Source organism: Marinobacter sp. MA (assembly GCF_048298425.1).
Classification (GTDB): domain Bacteria; phylum Pseudomonadota; class Gammaproteobacteria; order Pseudomonadales; family Oleiphilaceae; genus Marinobacter; species Marinobacter salsuginis.
The window spans coordinates 242,147-260,727 of the sequence record NZ_CP103058.1; the positions used below are offsets into that span (position 1 = coordinate 242,147).

At 58.2% G+C, this 18,581-nt stretch carries 17 protein-coding genes; 9 read left to right on the forward strand and 8 right to left on the reverse strand.

The annotated features are described in order from the left end of the window. The first annotated feature begins 68 nt into the window (after nucleotides 1–68). Nucleotides 69–851 carry a MetQ/NlpA family ABC transporter substrate-binding protein gene (locus NUW46_RS01045; protein ID WP_305965496.1) on the forward strand — a complete coding sequence of 261 codons (783 nt, stop codon included), beginning with the start codon at nucleotides 69–71 and terminating at the stop codon, nucleotides 849–851. A 109-nt stretch (nucleotides 852–960) separates the two neighbouring features. On the opposite strand, the gene NUW46_RS01050 is transcribed toward NUW46_RS01045, so the two are convergent. Both NUW46_RS01050 and NUW46_RS01055 read right to left on the reverse strand, forming a co-directional pair. Continuing rightward, nucleotides 961–1,614 carry a peroxiredoxin gene (locus tag NUW46_RS01050; RefSeq protein WP_069182577.1) on the reverse strand — a complete coding sequence of 218 codons (654 nt, stop codon included), beginning with the start codon at nucleotides 1,612–1,614 and terminating at the stop codon, nucleotides 961–963. Nucleotides 1,615–1,736: 122 nt separating this feature from the next. Further along, nucleotides 1,737–3,098, reverse strand: coding sequence for an alanine/glycine:cation symporter family protein (locus NUW46_RS01055; RefSeq protein WP_418141156.1), 1,362 nt, complete (start codon nucleotides 3,096–3,098; stop codon nucleotides 1,737–1,739). A 182-nt stretch (nucleotides 3,099–3,280) separates the two neighbouring features. On the opposite strand from NUW46_RS01055, the gene NUW46_RS01060 reads away from it, so the two are divergent. Both NUW46_RS01060 and fghA read left to right on the forward strand, forming a co-directional pair. Then, nucleotides 3,281–3,712: a CBS domain-containing protein gene (locus NUW46_RS01060; RefSeq protein ID WP_008176998.1), complete on the forward strand. Its 432-nt coding sequence runs from the start codon at nucleotides 3,281–3,283 to the stop codon at nucleotides 3,710–3,712. 30 nt (nucleotides 3,713–3,742) lie between these two features. Beyond that, complete coding sequence (fghA, locus tag NUW46_RS01065; RefSeq protein WP_153634242.1) at nucleotides 3,743–4,585, forward strand: S-formylglutathione hydrolase; 843 nt, start codon at nucleotides 3,743–3,745, stop codon at nucleotides 4,583–4,585. A gap of 27 nt (nucleotides 4,586–4,612) precedes the next feature. Here the strand turns inward: fghA and NUW46_RS01070 are convergent, their stop codons facing one another. Beyond that, complete coding sequence (locus NUW46_RS01070; protein ID WP_305965498.1) at nucleotides 4,613–5,737, reverse strand: HD-GYP domain-containing protein; 1,125 nt, start codon at nucleotides 5,735–5,737, stop codon at nucleotides 4,613–4,615. Between the two features lie 281 nt (nucleotides 5,738–6,018). On the opposite strand from NUW46_RS01070, the gene NUW46_RS01075 reads away from it, so the two are divergent. Then, nucleotides 6,019–7,029: a GGDEF domain-containing protein gene (locus NUW46_RS01075; RefSeq protein WP_153634243.1), complete on the forward strand. Its 1,011-nt coding sequence runs from the start codon at nucleotides 6,019–6,021 to the stop codon at nucleotides 7,027–7,029. On the opposite strand, the gene NUW46_RS01080 is transcribed toward NUW46_RS01075, so the two are convergent. Beyond that, nucleotides 6,993–8,414, reverse strand: coding sequence for an MATE family efflux transporter (locus tag NUW46_RS01080; RefSeq protein WP_418141157.1), 1,422 nt, complete (start codon nucleotides 8,412–8,414; stop codon nucleotides 6,993–6,995). The genes NUW46_RS01075 and NUW46_RS01080 overlap by 37 nt on opposite strands. Nucleotides 8,415–8,499: 85 nt before the next feature. Here NUW46_RS01080 and NUW46_RS01085 point away from each other — a divergent pair, with 85 nt between their 5' ends. The 3 genes from NUW46_RS01085 (at nucleotide 8,500) to NUW46_RS01095 (ending at nucleotide 12,662) form a co-directional block, all read left to right on the forward strand. Continuing rightward, nucleotides 8,500–9,372: a carboxylate/amino acid/amine transporter gene (locus NUW46_RS01085; RefSeq protein ID WP_153634245.1), complete on the forward strand. Its 873-nt coding sequence runs from the start codon at nucleotides 8,500–8,502 to the stop codon at nucleotides 9,370–9,372. A gap of 151 nt (nucleotides 9,373–9,523) precedes the next feature. Beyond that, a complete protein-coding gene (locus tag NUW46_RS01090) occupies nucleotides 9,524–11,098 on the forward strand; it encodes a PAS domain-containing methyl-accepting chemotaxis protein (protein ID WP_222465868.1) in 1,575 nt (524 codons plus the stop codon). A gap of 166 nt (nucleotides 11,099–11,264) precedes the next feature. Then, entirely contained in the window at nucleotides 11,265–12,662 is a 1,398-nt protein-coding gene (locus NUW46_RS01095) for a sodium-dependent transporter (RefSeq protein ID WP_418141158.1), read from the forward strand. 92 nt (nucleotides 12,663–12,754) lie between these two features. Here NUW46_RS01095 and NUW46_RS01100 read toward each other — a convergent pair whose 3' ends face one another. From NUW46_RS01100 to dctP, 4 genes are all read right to left on the reverse strand, one after another. Then, on the reverse strand, nucleotides 12,755–13,348 hold the full coding sequence (locus NUW46_RS01100; RefSeq protein ID WP_418141159.1) for a hypothetical protein: 594 nt from the start codon (nucleotides 13,346–13,348) through the stop codon (nucleotides 12,755–12,757). 99 nt (nucleotides 13,349–13,447) lie between these two features. After that, nucleotides 13,448–14,758, reverse strand: coding sequence for a TRAP transporter large permease (locus NUW46_RS01105; protein WP_153634248.1), 1,311 nt, complete (start codon nucleotides 14,756–14,758; stop codon nucleotides 13,448–13,450). Continuing rightward, the gene (locus NUW46_RS01110) at nucleotides 14,755–15,294 is read right to left on the reverse strand and encodes a TRAP transporter small permease subunit (protein WP_069182842.1); all 540 of its coding nucleotides are present in this window, start codon (nucleotides 15,292–15,294) and stop codon (nucleotides 14,755–14,757) included. The genes NUW46_RS01105 and NUW46_RS01110 overlap by 4 nt, the downstream gene beginning before the upstream one ends. Before the next feature lie 94 nt (nucleotides 15,295–15,388). Further along, the gene (dctP, locus tag NUW46_RS01115) at nucleotides 15,389–16,435 is read right to left on the reverse strand and encodes a TRAP transporter substrate-binding protein DctP (protein ID WP_069182587.1); all 1,047 of its coding nucleotides are present in this window, start codon (nucleotides 16,433–16,435) and stop codon (nucleotides 15,389–15,391) included. Between the two features lie 430 nt (nucleotides 16,436–16,865). Here dctP and NUW46_RS01120 point away from each other — a divergent pair, with 430 nt between their 5' ends. Then, nucleotides 16,866–17,306 (forward strand): PaaI family thioesterase, encoded by a 441-nt coding sequence (locus NUW46_RS01120; RefSeq protein ID WP_305965502.1) that lies wholly within the window; start codon nucleotides 16,866–16,868, stop codon nucleotides 17,304–17,306. A 56-nt stretch (nucleotides 17,307–17,362) separates the two neighbouring features. Then, complete coding sequence (locus tag NUW46_RS01125; protein ID WP_418141160.1) at nucleotides 17,363–18,565, forward strand: acyl-CoA dehydrogenase family protein; 1,203 nt, start codon at nucleotides 17,363–17,365, stop codon at nucleotides 18,563–18,565. Nucleotides 18,566–18,581: the final 16 nt, after the last annotated feature.

An 18,581-nucleotide genomic window follows, 5' to 3' on the forward strand; every position in this document is an offset into this window, starting at 1 on the left:
GACCGACCGCAGGCCGTACTCCCAACCCGAATTCATTCGTTCAAGATGTCCAACAGGAGAATCGATCTATGAATCTGAAGAAAACTCTCGCAGCACTGGCTGCTGCTGCCACTTTCTCAGGCGCCGTTGCTGCCGAAGAACTTTCTGTAGCTGCCACACCGGTTCCCCACGCAGAAATCCTGGAATTCGTGAAGCCACAGTTGGCTGAGCAGGGCGTGGAGCTGGACGTGAAGGTATTCACCGATTACATCCAGCCGAACATCCAGGTTGACCAGAAGCGGATGGATGCGAACTTCTTCCAGCACCAGCCGTACCTGGATGAATTCAACGAAGGCCGTGGCACTAACCTGGTAACCGTAACTGGCGTTCATGTTGAGCCGTTTGGCGCCTACTCCAGCAAGATTGATTCCCTGGACGAGCTGGAAGAAGGTGCCGTGGTTGCCATTCCGAACGACCCCACCAACGGTGGCCGTGCGCTGCTGCTTCTGCAGAAGGCCGGTGTGATCACCCTGAAGGACGAGAGCAAAATCACAGCGACACCCCGTGACATTGCCGATAACCCGAAAGACCTGGACTTCAAGGAGCTGGAAGCTGCCACCCTGCCCCGCATCCTGAATCAGGTAGACCTGGCGCTGATCAATACCAACTATGCGCTGGAAGCCGGTCTGAACCCCTCTGAAGACGCGCTGGTGATCGAGGGCTCCGAGTCCCCCTATGTGAACATCCTGGTAGCCCGTCCGGACAACAAGGACAGCGAAGCCATGCAGAAGCTGGCCGAGGCCCTGAAGTCTGATGCGGTTCGCGACTTCATCATGGAGAAGTATGAGGGTGCCGTTGTTCCGGCATTCTGATTACTGAGGTATCGGGGCCGGGTGAAAGCATTCATCTGGCCCCAGTTCCACAAAAAAGGCCGGGCAGCGTAAGCTGCCCGGCCTTTTTATTAGTATTGGAGGCTGGTAATCAGTCACCGCTCCAGTTGGCTTTCGGGTCCGGTGTCATCCGCAGGTAGGATTTCACCGCCTTGTAGCCCTTCGGGAAGCGTTGCTTGATTTCTTCCTCGTCCTGCAGGGACGGGACGATAACCACGTCGCCGCCACGCTCCCAGTTGCCCGGTGTGGCGACCTTGTGCTCGTCGGTCAGCTGCAGCGAATCGATCACCCGCAGAACTTCGTTGAAGTTACGACCGGTGCTGGCCGGGTAGGTAATCATCAGCCGTACTTTCTTGTTCGGATCAATCACGAACAGCGAACGCACCGTGAGGCTGCTGTCGGCATTGGGGTGAATCATGTCGTACAGCTGCGACACTTTGCGATCATGATCGGCGATGATCGGGAAGTTCACCGAGCAACCCTGGGTTTCGTTGATGTCCTTGATCCACTCATGGTGGGAGTCAACGGGATCGACACTCAGGGCGATGGCCTTCACACCGCGCTTGGCGAATTCATCTTTCAGCTTGGCGGTCAGGCCCAGTTCCGTGGTGCAGACCGGGGTAAAATCCGCCGGGTGTGAAAACAGCACGCCCCAGCTGTCTCCCAGCCAATCGTAAAACGAAATCTTCCCTTCACTGGAGTCCTGCTCAAAATCGGGTGCGGTATCTCCGAGACGTAAAGTCATGTGTACTCTCCTTCGATCATGGTAGTGACAATTTCGTTTGTTATACCGGCGAGAAAACTGCCGGGTTGTATTCTGCCTGTATACGTCAAACCTTGGTGCCAGATGAGGCAATTACAAGGGGCTCAAACCCCCAATGCCTTCTCTTTCTCAAAGTGCTCCCGGGTAAGCTTGAACACGACCGGGCTCAGCATCAGCAGGGCTATCAGGTTTGGCAGCGCCATCATGGCATTCAGGGTGTCTGCCACCAGCCAGACGAAGCCCAGGTTGAGGGTGGCGCCAACGGGGATGGCCAGAATCCATGCAACGCGGTAAGGCACAATCGCCTTTACGCCGAACAGGAACTCGATACAGCGTTCGCCGTAGAACGACCAGCCAAGAATGGTTGTAAAGGCAAAAACTGCCAGGGCGATAGCTACAAGATAGTTGCCAATGCCGGGTAGCGCCTCCTGAAACGCCATGGATGTCAGGGCAGCGCCGGATTCCCCGGAGGTCCAGGTGCCGGAGGTAATAATCACCAGGCCGGTGATGGTGCAGATAATAATGGTGTCAATGAAGGTGCCAAGCATGGCCACCATACCCTGGTTGATCGGGTTACGGGTTTGCGCCGCGGCGTGGGCAATGGGCGCGGAGCCGAGGCCCGCTTCATTGGAAAAGATGCCTCGCGCCACACCGAAACGGATTGCGGCCCACACGGCTGCACCGGCAAATCCACCCTCGGCGGCGATGGGGCTGAAGGCGTGCTTGATCACCAGGGAAAAGGCGGCAGGGATGTCGGCGGCGTTAATCGCCAGCACCACCAGCCCGGCAATCAGATAGGAAACCGCCATCAACGGCACCAGGGCACTGGCAACATGGCCGATCCTGCGGATGCCACCAATCAGGACCATGCCCACCAGGACCATGAGCACCAGGCCAGTCAGCCAGTGTGGCAGTCCGAAGTTGGTTTCCATGACATCCGCCACCGAATTGGCCTGAACCGTGTTGCCGATGCCGAAGCCGGCAATGGCGGCAAATACGGCGAACAGGACACCAAGCCAGGCCCACTTGCGGCCCAGCCCGTTGCGGATGTAGTACATGGGGCCACCTACGTGATCACCGCGCTCGTCCACCTCCCGGTAGCGCACGGCCAGCACCGCTTCGGAGTACTTGGTGGCCATGCCTACCAGGGCCGTGAGCCACATCCAGAAGAGGGCCCCGGGGCCCCCAAGGAACACCGCGGTTGCAACACCGGCAATGTTGCCGGTGCCCACAGTGGCAGAAAGGGCTGTCATCAACGCCTGGAACGGCGGGATTTCACCCTCGGATTCGGCTCCGGCGGCAGTACGACCTTTCCACATCAGCCGGAAGCCGGCGCCCAGCTTCAGCACCGGCATCAACTTGAGGCCGAGACTGAGGAACAGCCCGACGCCCAGTATCAGAACCAGCATGGGTGGGCCCCAGACCAGTCCGTTTATCTGTCCTACAAATTCTGAAATAGCTTCCATGGGATCTCCCTTTGTATGCCATGGATTGGTATGGATTTTTGACCCGGGTTGGGTATAACCGATTGAGTTTAGTCAGATATCTTTCCGTGTAAACCGACGGCCCGGGAAAATTGGTGGATTCGGGTGTGATTGCCTATGCTCATAGCAATGGCGACTATCCAACAAGGGGAGGGAATCTGCCCATGCGTTCACTGAAAGTGTCAGATGTCATGTGGAACCACATCGAGCCGGTCCGCTGTGGCACGCAGCTCACCAAGGTGGTGAAGACGCTGCTCCACAATCACGTAACCGGCCTTCCGGTTGTTGATGACCAGCGCCATGTTATCGGATTCATCTCCGAGCAGGACTGTATCCATGCCCTGCTGGTCAGCGGCTATCACCGTGAGGGCGATCCACTTGTTGACGACGTCATGTTCCGGAAACCGGTGACGATTTCGGCAGAGATGGCCGTAGTGGATCTTGCCCAGAACCTCGGTGCGGGCAAGCCAAAGGTGTACCCTGTTGTGGATCACGGCAAACTGATTGGTATTGTCACCCGTACTGCTATCCTGGCCGAGCTGGCGCGCACCGGTTTCGGTCTGGAGCCGCCAAAGCACGCCAGTGCCCTGGACTGAAACACACCTATTTTTTGAATTGAGGACACTATGGAACTCCTATCCACGAACGTCTGTTTCGAAGGCGAGCACCGCCGCTACCGGCATACTTCCGCTACCCTCGAATGCGACATGGAGTTTGCGGTGTATCTACCGCCCGTGGCTGTGGGCTCCAACCCGAAGAAGGTGCCGGTTCTCTACTGGCTATCAGGGCTGACCTGCACCGACCAGAATTTCATGCAAAAGGCGGGTGCCCAGAAACGGGCTGCACAGCTGGGCATGGCGATTGTGTGCCCGGACACCAGCCCCCGTGGGGTAAACCTGCCGGGCGAGGACGACAGTTACGATTTTGGCTCCGGAGCCGGTTTCTACATCAACGCCACCGAGCAACCCTGGGCACCCCATTACCGGATGTATGACTATGTGGTGAAGGAATTGCCGCAGTTGATCGAGAACGAGTTGCCGGTTACGGACAAACGTTCAATCAGCGGCCATTCCATGGGCGGCCATGGTGCCTTGATCTGTGCCCTGAAAAACCCCGGCCGCTATGCTTCGGTGTCTGCCTTTGCGCCCATTGCCAACCCCACCGAGTGTCCCTGGGGCCAGAAAGCTTTCAGAGGCTATCTGGGGGATGATCCGCGCAGCTGGGAAGAGTGGGACGCCACCCTGCTGATCCCGACCGCCCGCGAACGATTGCCGCTACTGGTGGATCAGGGCACGGCGGACGAGTTCCTGGACAGTCAATTGAACCCGGATGTTCTGGCGGATACCTGTGAAAAGTTTCACCATCACATCAACCTGCGGATGCATCGGGGCTATGACCACAGCTATTTCTTCATTGCCTCGTTTATTGATGATCACCTGGATCATCACGCCGAAGCGCTGGGGCTGTGAGCGGGCTCTATCGGAGAAGGAAGCAGGTCAGGAGCGGAAGCCCCAGACCAGACTGAAGTCCATGGAGGGCATGATCTCGGGCTCTTCCAGGGACTGGATACCAAAGTCAGGCTCGCTGGTATCCCGCTCGAAAGTGCCGGTATAACGGTTGCCGCGGGGGCCGAAAATGGCTTTCACGAATGGCCCCCGGGCCCGCACCGGCCGGCGGGTAACTACGCCCACTTCGTTGTTTTCCAGCCGAACCAGAATGCCGGGTGGGAACTCGCCCAGAACCTGGAGCAAGGCCTTGGGTATGGCCGGGCGATACTTGCCGTCTGCAAGATTGGCAATCAGCTTGCGGGCGTTGGCCACGTTCATGCGCTGCCGGTAGGCCCGTTTGGTGATCATGGCCACGTAGCGCTCCGCCAGTGCCAGGATTTCCGCTTCTGGCCGTATTTCGGTACCACTGAGACCTTTTGGATAGCCGCTGCCATCGGCCTGTTCGTGGTGTTGGGCGATGATGGTGAGCAGTAGCTTGTTGTCGATGCCTGCGGCCCTGAGGGCCTGGATGCTGCGTTGCGGGTGCTTGCGAATCACGCTCCGTTGCTCGTCGTTCAGGACCGTATTGGACGCATTCAGCTTGTCGGCAATGGGCACCAGTGCAAGATTGGCCGTCAGGGCCGCGGCAGTCAGTACGGCAACCCGGCTCTCCTCAAGCCCGAACTGCCGGCCGATGAACTGGCACAAAATGGCGTAGAACAGGATTTGCTCGTGAATGACCGGACCGATCGAGTAAAGATGAACCAGCGCAAGGGTTGCGTCGGGTGACTCGGTGCAAGTGCGCTCAATCATCCGGGCCAGGCCCAGCAGGCGTTTCTGTGCCGAAGGGTCGGATTCGGTGATAGCGTTCAGGGTTGCTTCAAGGGAGTGGAGCAGGTCCGGGTAGTCGGCAAAGGGATTGCGATCCCGGGTATCCTCGAAGACCTCTTCCTGGGGCCGCTCGATCTTGCGGGGTTTGAACCGGCCCCGTTCGAACAACTGCTCCAGCTGGGAATTGGTCTGAATCACGTAGCCCTGGCGCAACAGGATATTCCCGTCGGTGTCATAGACATCCCAGGGCAGGGGGCGGCCGATGGTCAACGCGCCGGGAGCGATTCGAACAAGTTCGGTCAAAACAGGTGTCTCGGGTACAGGTTAGTTATGTAGCTTTGCAAGTGTAACCCCGAATGCCCATGGCCCTCCACTGGAGCCGCAATTCTGTGAGCATGGGGCGGTATGGTTTTACCTGATTTTACGGCTGCTACTGTTTTCTGATGCAAAAAAATGAGCATGCGTTCACACTTTGTCTTTTTTGAAGGACAATGTGTAAAGAATCGTTGCTTCGTAACGATCATTCAAATTGATTGCGCTATTCTGGGATACAGAATAGTTTTTTTGATGGAAATTAACGCTAAATGCTTCATCGCCTTAAGACCGATTTCAGGTTGTCGATCATTACTTTGTTGGGTGCTAGCGCGATTTTGGGCATTACGCCTTTCGCTGCCATGCGCTTTATGCAGGGCAATACCCTTGCGGGTTCTGTCGACACGGCAATTCTTGTCGGCATTCTTATCACGCTGATATACGCGTGGGCCAGTGGTGATACCCGTCGAAGCGGCCTGGTGCTTGCGGTTATTGCCTGCAGCGGTGCGGTAACAGTTGGTGCCGTGGTGGGCGAACCCGGGCTTTTTTGGCTTTATCCCTGTCTCGTAACTACTTTCTTTCTCGCCAACCCCCGTATCGCGGTGTTTTTGAACGTCGCTTCCGTCGTTGTACTCATGATTCATGGCGGTGCCTTCCGCTCTGATGTCCAGATGTGGTCCTTTGCCTCAACGGCGTTTGTGGTCAGCGCCTGTGCCTATGTGTTTGCTCACAGGAATCATGATCAGCGGGAGCGTCTGGAGCATCTGGCAACGATTGATCCGCTCACGGGTATCAAGAACCGGCGCTCCATGGATCAGGAACTGGATCTGGCGGCAGCGAATGCCGAGCGCACCGGGCTGCCCTATGCCCTGGTTCTGCTGGATATCGATCATTTCAAGAGAATCAACGATGAGCATGGGCATGGTGTCGGCGATGACGTGCTGACTGATCTGGTGGCCCTGCTGAAACAGAACACGCGCAAATCAGACCAGTTGTTCCGGTACGGCGGCGAGGAGTTTGTGCTGCTTTTGCCGGGGGTGGATGGTATTGGCCTCAAGGCGGTAATGAATAACTTGCAGCAGGTGCTGCGCAAGTATATGAAACACCCCGGTGGGGCCGTCACCGCGTCGTTTGGCGTGGCGCTGCTGCGCCATGGCGAGGGCGTCGATAGCTGGCTGGCCCGGGCTGATGCAGCACTGTATGAAGCCAAGGAAACCGGTCGGGACCGGATCGTATTTGCGGATCTTCATGAGGCGCCGGAACCGGCAGCCGATGCCGTCTGACTGTTATCAGGCGCATACAGGAACAGTCTCCAGCCCAACAGAATGCTGGCAGATGCCAGTCCACCAGTCAGGCCCACCCAGAAACCGGCAGCGCCCATGGCCGGCACCAGCCAGTCTGTGAACGTCAGCAGATATCCCAGTGGCAGGCCTACACCCCAGAATGAAAACAGCATGATGAACATCGGAATACGGGTGTCCTTGTAGCCACGCAATGCACTGATGCAGGTTACCTGGATAACATCGGCAATCTGGAACAGGGCAGCGAACATCAGAAGCCTCACGGTCACCGCCTGAACCTCTGAATCACTGGTGTAGAGTGCTGCGATTTCCCGTGAAAACACAAACAGCAGTATTGCAAAAACCAGCGCCGTGGCGGCGGCGAGAATCAGGGAACTGCGGGAGATCAGCCTTGCAGTGGCAGGCGCCCGGGCACCCATCAGGAAGCTGACTCGCAGCGTCAGTGCCATGCCTATGCTCAGTGGCAGCATGAATAGCAAAGACACCACATTCAGCGCTATCTGATGGCCGGCCACCACCACCGGGCCAAGGGGAGCCAGAAACAGGGCGATCACAGAGAACAGACTGGCCTCGACGAAGATGGTAAACCCAATGGGCACGCCGATGCCCAGGATGTAGCGCATGCCTGCCAGATCCGGCTTGACCCAATCGGCAATCAGGTGGAACTGGCGGTACACCCGGCTGCGGTTCAGGTACACCAGCAAGGCTGCTGCCGCGACGCCATTGGAAATGGATGTGGCCCAGCCGCAGCCAATCCCGCCCATCGCTGGCAGCCCCAGCTTGCCGTAGATGAAGATGTAGTTCATCGGCAGGTTGATCAGTGTGCTGAGCACGGAGAAGGCCATGATCACGCGGGTGTGCCCGAGGCCATCGGTCAGGCCCCGAAGTGCTGTCAGTAACAGCAGGGCAGGAATACCCCAGGCGAAGGCATTGAGGTAGCCCTGGGTAATGCGTGCGGTGTTGGCCTCCAGGTTCAGAAGCGCCAGCACCGGGTGTACGTGGGTCAGCAACAGGATCATGACCACGGACCCGGCAGCGGCCAGATACAGTCCCTGCCAGGTGGCGGGCATGATTTTCCCCACGTCCCGGGCACCGTTGTACCCGGAAATGATGGGTTGCAGCGCTCCCAGCATGCCCATGAAAAACAGGAACAGGGGCATCCACAGGCTACTGCCAATACCCACCGCAGCCAGGTCCTCGGCACTGGCGTGGCCGGCCATGATGGTATCGATCACGCCGTTGGCCATCTGGGCGACCTGCGCAATCAGGATCGGCCCGCCCAGAATGGCGAGGGTTCGCCACTCGGTGAGGGTTCGGGCCACCAGAGGCTGCCTGGGTTCCGGTAATGGCTGGTGGATTTCATCCATTGGGTGCTATCCGGTGCTTCTGCACTGCAAGTTTCTCCCAAAACCGTTAAAGTACGCGCCTCGATCACAACAGATGGCAGTGGCGATGGGACTTCTGGTTTTTGTTACCGTTCTGTGGGCGTTTTCTTTCAGTCTGATCGGCGAATTTCTGGCCGGCCAGGTAGACAGCGATTTTGCGGTGCTCAGCCGTGTTCTGCTCGGTGCTCTGGTGTTTTTGCCGTTCACCCGCTGGCGTGGCGTGGCTCCGGGACAGAAGCTGGGCATCCTGGTAACCGGTATGTTGCAGTTCGGTATTACCTACCTGTGTCTTTACCGGTCTTTCAGCTACCTGACTGTTCCGGAAGTGCTGCTGTTCACGATTTTCACCCCGCTGTATGTGACCCTGCTGGATGACGCGCTGTTTCGCCGGTTTTCACCGGTGGCGCTCCTCGCGGCGGCCATCGCAACTGTTGGCGCGGGTATCATACGCTACGATGGGCTCAGTGAGGACTTTATCACTGGCTTCCTGTTGCTGCAGGTGGCGAATTTTACGTTTGCCGCCGGCCAGGTGGGGTACAAGCATGTCATGCAGCATTACCCCACGGGCATGCCGGCCTATCGTACCTTCGGCTATTTTTTCTTCGGCGCCCTGATCATTGCGCTGCCCTCCTTCCTCATTTTCGGTAACGCCGAGAAACTGCCCACCACCCCGGTGCAGTGGGGCATCCTGGCGTGGCTGGGGCTTGCTGCCTCGGGCCTCGGCCTTTTCCTCTGGAACCGCGGTGCCTGCGTGGTGGATGCCGGCACTCTGGCAATCATGAACAATGCCCTGGTGCCTGCGGGCCTGGTGGTCAACCTGCTGATCTGGAACCGTGATGCCGACCTGCTGAGGCTGGCGGTCGGTGGCGGGGTTATCGTCTTCTCCCTGTGGGTAAACGCCCGTTTCCATCCCCGGGCACGGCTGGCTGTTTCGACATAAGTAACTGCACGCACTAAGGTTCCGTCACCCTCTGCCGTTAAACTCCCATACGCAGGGTAACTTTTGATGAATATCAATGGTGTTCATCAGGGGCTACTCTTTTGCGCCTGTTTCATTTTCCTTGGTCAGCTTCGAGTCAGAAGGTCCGTTTATGCGTAAGAATCTCCCGGTAACCCAGCGTGAAATCAAGATGCGAAAAGGCGGGCGGTTGATCAGCACCACGGATTTGAAGGGCGTTATCACCTACTGCAATGACGAGTTTGAGGAAATCAGTGGCTTCTCACGGGAAGAGCTGGTTGGCCAGGCCCACAACATTATTCGTCATCCGGACATGCCCCAGGCTGTGTTCAAGGATATGTGGGATTACCTCAAGGCCGGCAAGGCCTGGATGGGTGTGGTCAAGAACCGGGCAAAGAGTGGCGACCACTACTGGGTCAGCGCTTACGTTACGCCGATCCGTGAGAACGGCCAGATGGTGGGCTACGAATCCGTGCGGGTCGAGCCCACCCGCGATCAGATTGCCCGTGCTGAGCGGCTGTATGCCAAGATCTCTGCCGGAAAGATGACCTCATCGTTCAGCAACCGTGCCTTGTCCATGCTTCGCTCCGGCTGGCCATTCCTGGTCTCTCTGGTGTTGAGCCTGGGTGCGCTTCAGCTCGACCAGCCCTGGCTGGCAGCGGGCTTGATTGTGATCGGTCATGCCCTGGGCTTCGGTCTGGTGTTCAGTTCCCTGGCTGCCCGCTTGCGCAGGCTGCTGGACCTTCGCCCCGATGCCTTCCGGGATCCCATTGTCGCCCGCACCTACAGTGACGAGCGGGGGCTGTTCTCGCAGCTGTCGCTGTTGCTGGTCAGTGAAGAGGCCAGGGTTCGCACAGCTCTGGCGCGTATCGATGACCAGGCGGAGCTGCTCTACGAGCAGGCACGTGCTTCCCACGGCTATATCAGCGATGGCGCAGCGGCGATCGCACGGCAGCGGGCGGAAACCGACCAGACTGCTTCGGCCATCAATGAAATGACTGCCTCAATCCAGGAAGTGGCCGAGTCAGTTAACAGCAACGCTCGTGAAGCCGAAGAAGCCAATCGCCTGGCGGGGGTGGGTAGCGATCGGAGCGCCGAGGCACTGGTGGCTATTGAAGAGCTGGTCACCCGCGTAAACGGCATTGGTTCGACAATCAGCAAGCTGGGTGAGTCCACCAACAGCATCGGTGAGGCCGCCAACCTGATTTCCGAGATTGCCGAGCAGACCAACCTTCTGGCACTGAACGCGGCTATCGAAGCGGCGCGTGCCGGTGAACAGGGCCGCGGTTTTGCGGTGGTCGCGGATGAAGTGCGCTCCCTGGCCCGTCGGACCCGGGAATCCACTGTACGGATCCAGAATGTGATCGACGACTTCCGCCAGCAGGTGGATTCCGCGGTCCAGGCAACCCGCGACGGCGAAGCCGTGGCAGGTCAGGGGCTTGAGAAAGTGCGGGAGGCGGAGAGCTCCCTGAAGGATATCGTGACCTCGATCGAGACCATTTCCGACAGCTTTATCAGTATGTCTGCGGCCTTTGAAGAGCAGAGTCAGGTGTCGGACGAGATCAATCGCCAGATCACCAACATTGCCGAGTTGGCCGATCACAGTGACGCCCAGGCCGACTCTGCCAAGCAGAGCAGTGACCGGCTCAGCACTATGTCCCGTGGCCTGAAAGACCTGATTAGCAGGTTTATCAGCAAAAACGGCTAGTTAGCTTTATCTTCCTCGCCCCACGCCGGAACCCAGCCGGCTCGGGAGCTCGCCAGCACTGGCATCACAGCGTCAGTGCTGGCAGAATCCCGCCCCAATTGCCGCGGCAAGTCCGTGGCTCGCCCTTTTTAAAGACATTCCTCAGCTGAAAGCACAGGAACACAACATGACTCAGTCCAACTCGGTTTCGGGCAACGGTTCAGGAGCCACCCGCGGTCTCTGGTCCTCCCGGTTGGCGTTTATTCTGGCGGCAACCGGTTCGGCCGTTGGTCTCGGTAATATCTGGAAGTTTCCCTACGTTACCGGCGAAAACGGTGGTGGCGCCTTTGTACTGGTTTACCTGCTGTGTATCGCCGTAATCGGTATTCCCATCATGATGGCGGAAGTGTTTATCGGCCGGAATGGCCGCCATAACCCCATCACCAGTATGCGTCTGGTGGCCGAGCGCAATCTCAGCGCCCCGGGCTGGCGGATTTCGGCCATCATCGGGATGATTGCGGCCTTCGTGATCCTCTCCTTTTATTCGGTGATTGGTGGCTGGGCTGCGTCCTACGTGGGGCATGCCGCCATGGGTGACTTCACCGGCGGTACCGCAGATTCCATTGGTGAGTTGTTCGGTGGCCTGCTGGCCAGCCCGGGTCAGTTGCTGCTCTGGCACACCGTCTTTATGGCGCTGGTGATCCTTGTGGTTTCCCAGGGGCTGAAAGGCGGTCTTGAGCGGGCCGTTACCATCCTCATGCCGGCCCTGTTTATTCTCCTTCTGTTAGCCGTTGGCTATGCCACCACGACGGGTCATTTTGGCGAGGCCGTCAGCTTCCTGTTCACACCAAATTTTGGCGCCCTGACCTTCAACGGGGTGTTGATTGCCCTTGGCCACGCCTTCTTCACCCTCAGCCTGGGTATGGCCATCATGATGGCCTACGGTTCCTATCTGGGCCGGGACGTCTCCATCGGTCGCACCGCGGTGAGCGTGGCCATCATGGATACCGTCGTCGCGCTCCTGGCCGGCCTGGCCATTTTCCCTGTGGTGTTTGCCAATGGCCTGGAAGCCGGTGCCGGCCCTGGGCTGATCTTCCAGACCCTGCCGCTGGCCTTCGGAAACATGCCGATGGGTGGTCTGTTTGGTACCCTGTTCTTCATTCTGCTGCTGTTCGCCGCCTGGACTTCCGGTATTTCCCTGCTGGAGCCGGTGGTTGAGTGGGTTGAGGAAAAGACCAGCCTGGCCCGCACGGGCAGCGCCGTTCTGGTTGGGGTGCTTTGCTGGGCGCTGGGTATCGCCTCGATTCTGTCGCTCAACGTCTGGTCCGATGTGGCCCCGCTGGCCATGTTCGAGCGCTTTGAAGGCAAGACCATCTTTGACCTGCTGGACTTCTTCACCGCGAACGTGCTGCTGCCGCTCTCTGGTCTGCTGACGGCGGTGTTTGTGGGCTGGTTCGTGGCGAAGGAGTCTCTGAAAACGGATCTGGCCCTGGAGGGTGGCGCCTTTACCCTCTGGTACAACCTTATCCGGTTTGTCACGCCCATCGCCGTTGCCATCGTGTTTGTCTACAACCTGATGTCCTGACCCGAGGGATCAGCTTTACGGTTTAATGCAACATGGCAATGAAAAAGCCCGGCAGTGTGACTTGCCGGGCTTTTTGTTTTCAGGGGAGCTTTTTACTCTTCGCCTAACTGTCTGAGTGCCTCCACGTGGGGGCGCACCGCCTCGATATCTTCCGCCGGAGCATTGCTCGCGCTCTGCATGGCACCCATCGCACTCTCCATCATGGCGCGCATCTGGGCTTTCTGTTCGGCCGTCATGTGCGGGCTGTTTTCCATCTCGGCCAGCGCGGCCTCCATCTCTCGTCTCGCTGCAGGATTCTGCTCTGCCATTTCGATGGCCATCCAGGCCTGGAAAACACGGTCGCCCGTGGCACCCCAGGATTCCAGGCTGTCGAAGCCGTGATCCTGCACCAAGTCTTCCAGCCGTCCATAGGCTTCATGGCCTTTCATCTGCTCCAGGGAGTCCGACACGATCCGGGAGAAATCCGGCATGGTGCTCTCGTTCTGGTTGTCCATCCGACGCTCCAGCTCCTCGAACTCCGGAGCCAGTGTTTGTGCTGCCCGAACGCTTTCGATAAACGAAGCCACTTTCTGGTCGGACAGGGTGTCGGCGTGGCTTTCGGTAGGGAGTAGTGGAAGCAGAAAAAAAACGGCTGTGAGGATAATGCTGTTCAACACCGGCATCGGCTGTCGTTGCGGGTTATGCATGGCTGTTCTCCTTGTGTGGGCTTCCGGTTCCTTTGTCCGGAAGTCCCACGAGATTAGCGCTTACCCGCTTTGCCTGGCAACTGTGCTGTTATGTCAGCTTCAGAACAACAGCTCCGGCAACCAGGTGGCAATTTCCGGGAAGATCATGATTAGGATGATGCCAATGATTTCCACAATCACAAAGGGAATGATCGACTTGTAGATATCCTTCATGGTGATCGACGGCGGCACGATGCCCTTCAGGTAGAACAGGTTGAAGCCGAAGGGTGGCGTCATGTAGCCGATTTCCATGTTGATCACGAACAGGATGCCGAACCAGATCGGATCGAAACCGAGGGATTCCACGATCGGCATGAACACCGGCAGGGTGATCAGCATAATACCCACCGGGTCCAGCACCATGGCCAGCAGGAACACAATTACCATCATGGCGATGATGATGCCCCAGGGCCCGCCGGGCACCATGTTCATCAGGCCTTCGATCAGTTCCTGGGCGCCCATGCTCTGGTAGGCTGCGCTGAAGGCATGGGCGGCAAACAGGATCCACATGATCATGCCGGTGAGCTTGAAGGTGCGGATAGCCGCCTCCTTCAGGATGCTCCACTTGAACTGTTTGTAGACGGCCGCTGAGATGAGCGCGCCCAGAACGCCCATGGCAGCGGCTTCGGTCGGGGTGGTGATACCGCCGATAATCGAGCCCAGAACCATGACGACAACGCCGATAGGTAGCAGCACAGCTCGCAGAGCCCGCAATTTCTCTGGCCAGGTGCCTCGCTCTTCCTTGGGCAGCGCCGGCGCCAGGTCCGGCTGCAGGTGGCAACGCACAAGGATGTAGATGGCGGTCAGCACCATCAGCAGAATGCCCGGCATAATGCCGGCAGCAAACATCTGGCCGACGGAAACGCCGGTGATCAGCGCGTACAGGATCATCAGGATACTGGGCGGAATCAATATGCCCCAGCCACCGCCGGTATTGATCACGCCCAGGGCCATGTTTTTGTCATAGCCCCGTTCCAGCATCGACGGCAGGGCGATGGTGCCCATGGCCACCACTGCAGCACCGCTGATGCCGACCATGGCAGCAAACACCGCACAGATCCCAAGAGTGCCCAGAGCCAATCCGCCTCTAAGGCCACCGCACCAGAGATGCATCATCCGGTAAAGATCTCGGGCGACACCGGTACGCTCCAGAATCATGGCCATGAAGACGAACAGAGGGATGGCAACCAGGGTGAAGCTTTCCATGGTGCCCCAGATCTGCGAGGCCACCATATAGAAAGAGTCGAAGCCCCAGGTGAAATACAAGAACACCACCGATACGCCACCGAGAACAAATGCCAGCGGCAGGCCTAGCAGCAGGAAAAACAGCAGCGAACCGAAAAACAGGAGAGTCAGGGCTTCAATGCTCACAGCTGATCTCCTTCAGACTCGGCTTCTTCGGGCGTGTAGTACTCCAGGTTAAAGGCCACGGCGATGTCTTCAAGCAATTTGACCAGTCCCTGCAGAACCAGGAGAGCGGTGCCGACGGGAATGGCCAGCTTCACCGGCCAGATGGGGGGATTCCACGCCGAATAGGAGGTTTCCCAGCTGGACATGGATTCCTGCGCCATGTCGATCCCGAACCACAGCAGGGCAAGCGTGAAAATGAAAAAGACCAGGGAGGTAACGATGTCCAGGGCCGCGCGCTTGCGGGGCTTCAGGTGCGAATGCAACAGATCCACATTTACGTGGCCCCGATGGGCCATGATGTAGCCGCCGGACATTACCGCGTAGATGCCGAAAAGCATCTGGGTCAGCTCGTTGGTCCAGACCGTGGGGGAGTTGAGCAGATAACGGAAGCCAACTTCCAGAAGCAGGAACACGAACATCGCGAAAATGAGGAGGGCCACCCACCGGCCGATAAAATCATTGAGACGGGTAACCCCCCTCATGAATGCGGCGATCATCACACTCACGGCAATCTCCCACGGGATGCTGGTTTGGTTCGGGGAAAGAAAGGCCGGAGTCGAAGACCCCGGCCCTGGTCAGAACACTGGTCGATCAAAGATAGCCGAGGTCGGCCAGGTAACCTTTCAGCATGTCGAGTGCCTTCTTGGCGTTCTCGCTGCGCTTGCCTTCCTCATCCCACATGGCCTGGGCGGTGGCGACCAGTTTGTCCTGAACTTCGTCCGGCAGAACATTCAGTTGCACACCCTGCTCTTCGATAGCCTTGGCCAGGGTGATGCGCTCTTTGTACTGGTATTCGTTGGTGCGGATCCAGAACTGCTCGTTGAGGGCGTCCTTGACGATCTTCTGCATGTCTTCCGGCAGCTTGTCCAGAGCCTTCTGGCTGACGATGATCACGTCGGTGCCGGCAATGTTCAGGGCAGGCTGAACGTGGTGTTTGGCCACTTCATACAGGCCCATGCTATAGGCGCCCTGGGCCGCACCCCAGTGGGCACCGTCGACAATGCCGGAATCCAGTGCCGAGTAGAGTTCACTGCCGGGAATGTAGGATGCCGCGGCGCCAGCCTCGGTCAGGAAGGTTTGCAGGGCGCCGGAGGAGCGGATCTTCAGGCTGTTGAAGTCTTCCACGCTTTCAATGGGTTCCTTGACCACCATTTCGGTCGGGTAGACCTTGTCGGTCGCCCAGTAAACGCCGTGCTCTGCGGCTTCGTCACGGAGCATCTGCTCGAACCCCAGGTTCTGGTGGAAATAGGCGGCTTCCCAGACATTACGGAACGCGAACGGCAGACCGGAGGCAATGCCCGCGAGTGAGACCTTGTCCTGGGCATAGGCCGGGGAAATGGTGCCCATTTCCAGGATGCCACGACTCACCGCGTTGAAGGTGTCCGTGGCCTTGAACAGTGCGCCGGCCTCGTAAAGCTGCAGTTTCAGGCGGCCATCGGTGCGCTCTTCGAGCACTCGTTTGATGCGGCCAAGGCTGTCAGTGTAGGAGCTGCTGGATCCGGGCCAGTGGGACTGAACCTTCCAGGTGAAGGTGTCCTGGGCCGCAGCGGGTGCTGCAGAGAGCGCGGCGGTAATACCGAGGGTAAAGGCTGACGCATACACCGTCAGAGTCTTGCGAGCAGTAGCAAAGAGTTTCATGAGCTTGCCTCGTTGATTGTTGTAGTGGCTTTGCCTTGTTTCACTGTGCAGAACTCACAACTGCAGGGTGAATTGTATTCTCTGAATCTATCACATCATTCGGGCTTTGCAATAGGATGTTTGTCGTTCCGATTTGCAGCTGCGCGTGGTCGAAGAGTAGCTCAAAAGAACCGTTTTTACCGTCGCGGACCTGCGACATCAGCGCCTGACGCCTGATCATGGAAGGCTGTAAGCGGCTTTGATAGCCAAAAAGTTCCGCCCGCTACTCGTTGCACTTTTCATTTTTCGTCGATCTTTCTCTATTGTGTTTTGCTAGATGAAACAACCTTTCAAATATATTGACTCAAAACCGTAAGGCGTGACAAATTACAAAGACAACAGAACTACAAAGACAACATTAGCCGCCTGGCCCATCTGGAATGAATGTCTGATGAATGAGGAAAGCCGCCACATTACCCACGGGCAGGATCTGCCCGGTTTTCACAGTCTGCTCGGCTACCGTCAGGCGTCCTGGGAGGAAAATGAAGCGGTCATCGAGCTTGAGTTGACGCCCGTGCATCTGAATCTTGGCGGCGTTATCCATGGTGGTGTGCTGACGTCGCTGTTGGACATAGCCATGGCACAGGCCGGAACCTACTGTCCCTTTCCGGGCCGGATGCGCAAGGCAGTCACCCTGTCGCTTACCACCACGTTTACCGGCCAGTGTTCCGAGGGGGTTATTCGGGTAACCGGCAGAAAACGCGCCGGGGGGCGCCGGATCTTCAACAGCACCGGCGAAGTGCATGACGACAAAGGCAACCTGCTGGCCATTGGCGAGGGCACCTTTCGTATCCGCTCTGGCAGCGACAAGCCAGAGGGTGTTCCGATCTAACGGCCGGCCTGGCAGTTCGATGGCCGAAGAACCAATACCAACAAGAGGAAGCGGACATGTTCGATCTGTCTGATAAAGCGAAAGCGCTTCAATCGAAGCTCAGGGCCTTCATGGATGAGCACATCTATCCCAACGAGCACCTGCATCACGAGCAGATCGCGCAGGCCGAGAACCGCTGGGCTCCGGTTCCGATCATCGAAGAACTGAAAGCGAAAGCAAAGGCCGAGGGCCTCTGGAACCTCTTTCTTCCCGAGAGCGACTACGGTGCCGGGCTGAGTAATTACGAATACGCCCACCTGTGCGAAATCATGGGGCGCTCGGAGATGGCACCGGAAGTGTTCAACTGTTCCGCACCCGATACCGGCAACATGGAAACCATTGCCCGCTTTGGCAACGCCGAACAGCAGGAACAGTGGCTCAAGCCGCTGTTGGCCGGGGAAATCCGTTCCTGCTTCTCGATGACCGAGCCCGATGTGGCTTCGTCCGATGCCACCAACATCGCCTGTGAAATCCGCCGCGAGGGTGATGAGTATGTGATCAGTGGCCGGAAGTGGTGGTCCTCCGGCGCCATGACTACGACATCGAAAATTGCCATTGTCATGGGCAAAACCGACCCTACCGCCGAGAAACACAAGCAGCAGTCGATGATTCTGGTGCCCCTGGATACGCCGGGTGTGAAGATGATCAGGCCGCTGACCGTGTTTGGCTACGACCATGCGCCCCATGGCCACGCCGAGATTCACTACGACAACGTGCGGGTACCGGCCAGCAATATCCTGCTCGGCGAGGGCCGGGGTTTTGAGATTGCACAGGGCCGGCTCGGGCCGGGCCGGATCCATCACTGTATGCGCACCATCGGTGTTGCCGAACGGGCCCTGGAGTTGATGTGTCGGCGTGCCGGCGAGCGAGAGGCCTTCGGCAAGCCGCTATCGAGTTTCGATTCCATCCGCAAGGACATCGCCCGCAGCCGCATCGAAATCGAGCAGGCGCGCCTGATGACTCTCAAGGCGGCGCACATGATGGACACCGTGGGCAACAAGGTGGCGCGCCAGGAGATTGCCATGATCAAGGTGATCGCACCGAGTATGGCGCTGAAGGTACTCGACCGGGCCATCCAGGTTCACGGCGGTGCCGGTGTCAGCCAGGACACCTTCCTGGCGTCAGCCTGGGCCAAAGTTCGGACGCTGCGGCTGGCGGACGGTCCGGATGAGGTGCACCTGGACTCAGTGGCCAAGATGGAACTCCGGCAGTACCGCTGATTCACCGGCATGAGGA

Excerpts from the sequence above, each read along its gene's own strand:
- NUW46_RS01045 (WP_305965496.1), top strand. The coding sequence starts at position 69 with ATGAATCTGAAGAAAACTCTCGCAGCACTGGCTGCTGCTGCCACTTTC.
- NUW46_RS01050 (WP_069182577.1), bottom strand. The coding sequence starts at position 1,614 with ATGACTTTACGTCTCGGAGATACCGCACCCGATTTTGAGCAGGACTCC.
- NUW46_RS01055 (WP_418141156.1), bottom strand. The coding sequence starts at position 3,098 with ATGGAAGCTATTTCAGAATTTGTAGGACAGATAAACGGACTGGTCTGG.
- NUW46_RS01060 (WP_008176998.1), top strand. The coding sequence starts at position 3,281 with ATGCGTTCACTGAAAGTGTCAGATGTCATGTGGAACCACATCGAGCCG.
- fghA (WP_153634242.1), top strand. The coding sequence starts at position 3,743 with ATGGAACTCCTATCCACGAACGTCTGTTTCGAAGGCGAGCACCGCCGC.
- NUW46_RS01075 (WP_153634243.1), top strand. The coding sequence starts at position 6,019 with ATGCTTCATCGCCTTAAGACCGATTTCAGGTTGTCGATCATTACTTTG.
- NUW46_RS01080 (WP_418141157.1), bottom strand. The coding sequence starts at position 8,414 with ATGGATGAAATCCACCAGCCATTACCGGAACCCAGGCAGCCTCTGGTG.
- NUW46_RS01085 (WP_153634245.1), top strand. The coding sequence starts at position 8,500 with ATGGGACTTCTGGTTTTTGTTACCGTTCTGTGGGCGTTTTCTTTCAGT.
- NUW46_RS01090 (WP_222465868.1), top strand. The coding sequence starts at position 9,524 with ATGCGTAAGAATCTCCCGGTAACCCAGCGTGAAATCAAGATGCGAAAA.
- NUW46_RS01095 (WP_418141158.1), top strand. The coding sequence starts at position 11,265 with ATGACTCAGTCCAACTCGGTTTCGGGCAACGGTTCAGGAGCCACCCGC.
- NUW46_RS01100 (WP_418141159.1), bottom strand. The coding sequence starts at position 13,348 with ATGCATAACCCGCAACGACAGCCGATGCCGGTGTTGAACAGCATTATC.
- NUW46_RS01110 (WP_069182842.1), bottom strand. The coding sequence starts at position 15,294 with ATGATCGCCGCATTCATGAGGGGGGTTACCCGTCTCAATGATTTTATC.
- dctP (WP_069182587.1), bottom strand. The coding sequence starts at position 16,435 with ATGAAACTCTTTGCTACTGCTCGCAAGACTCTGACGGTGTATGCGTCA.
- NUW46_RS01120 (WP_305965502.1), top strand. The coding sequence starts at position 16,866 with ATGAATGAGGAAAGCCGCCACATTACCCACGGGCAGGATCTGCCCGGT.
- NUW46_RS01125 (WP_418141160.1), top strand. The coding sequence starts at position 17,363 with ATGTTCGATCTGTCTGATAAAGCGAAAGCGCTTCAATCGAAGCTCAGG.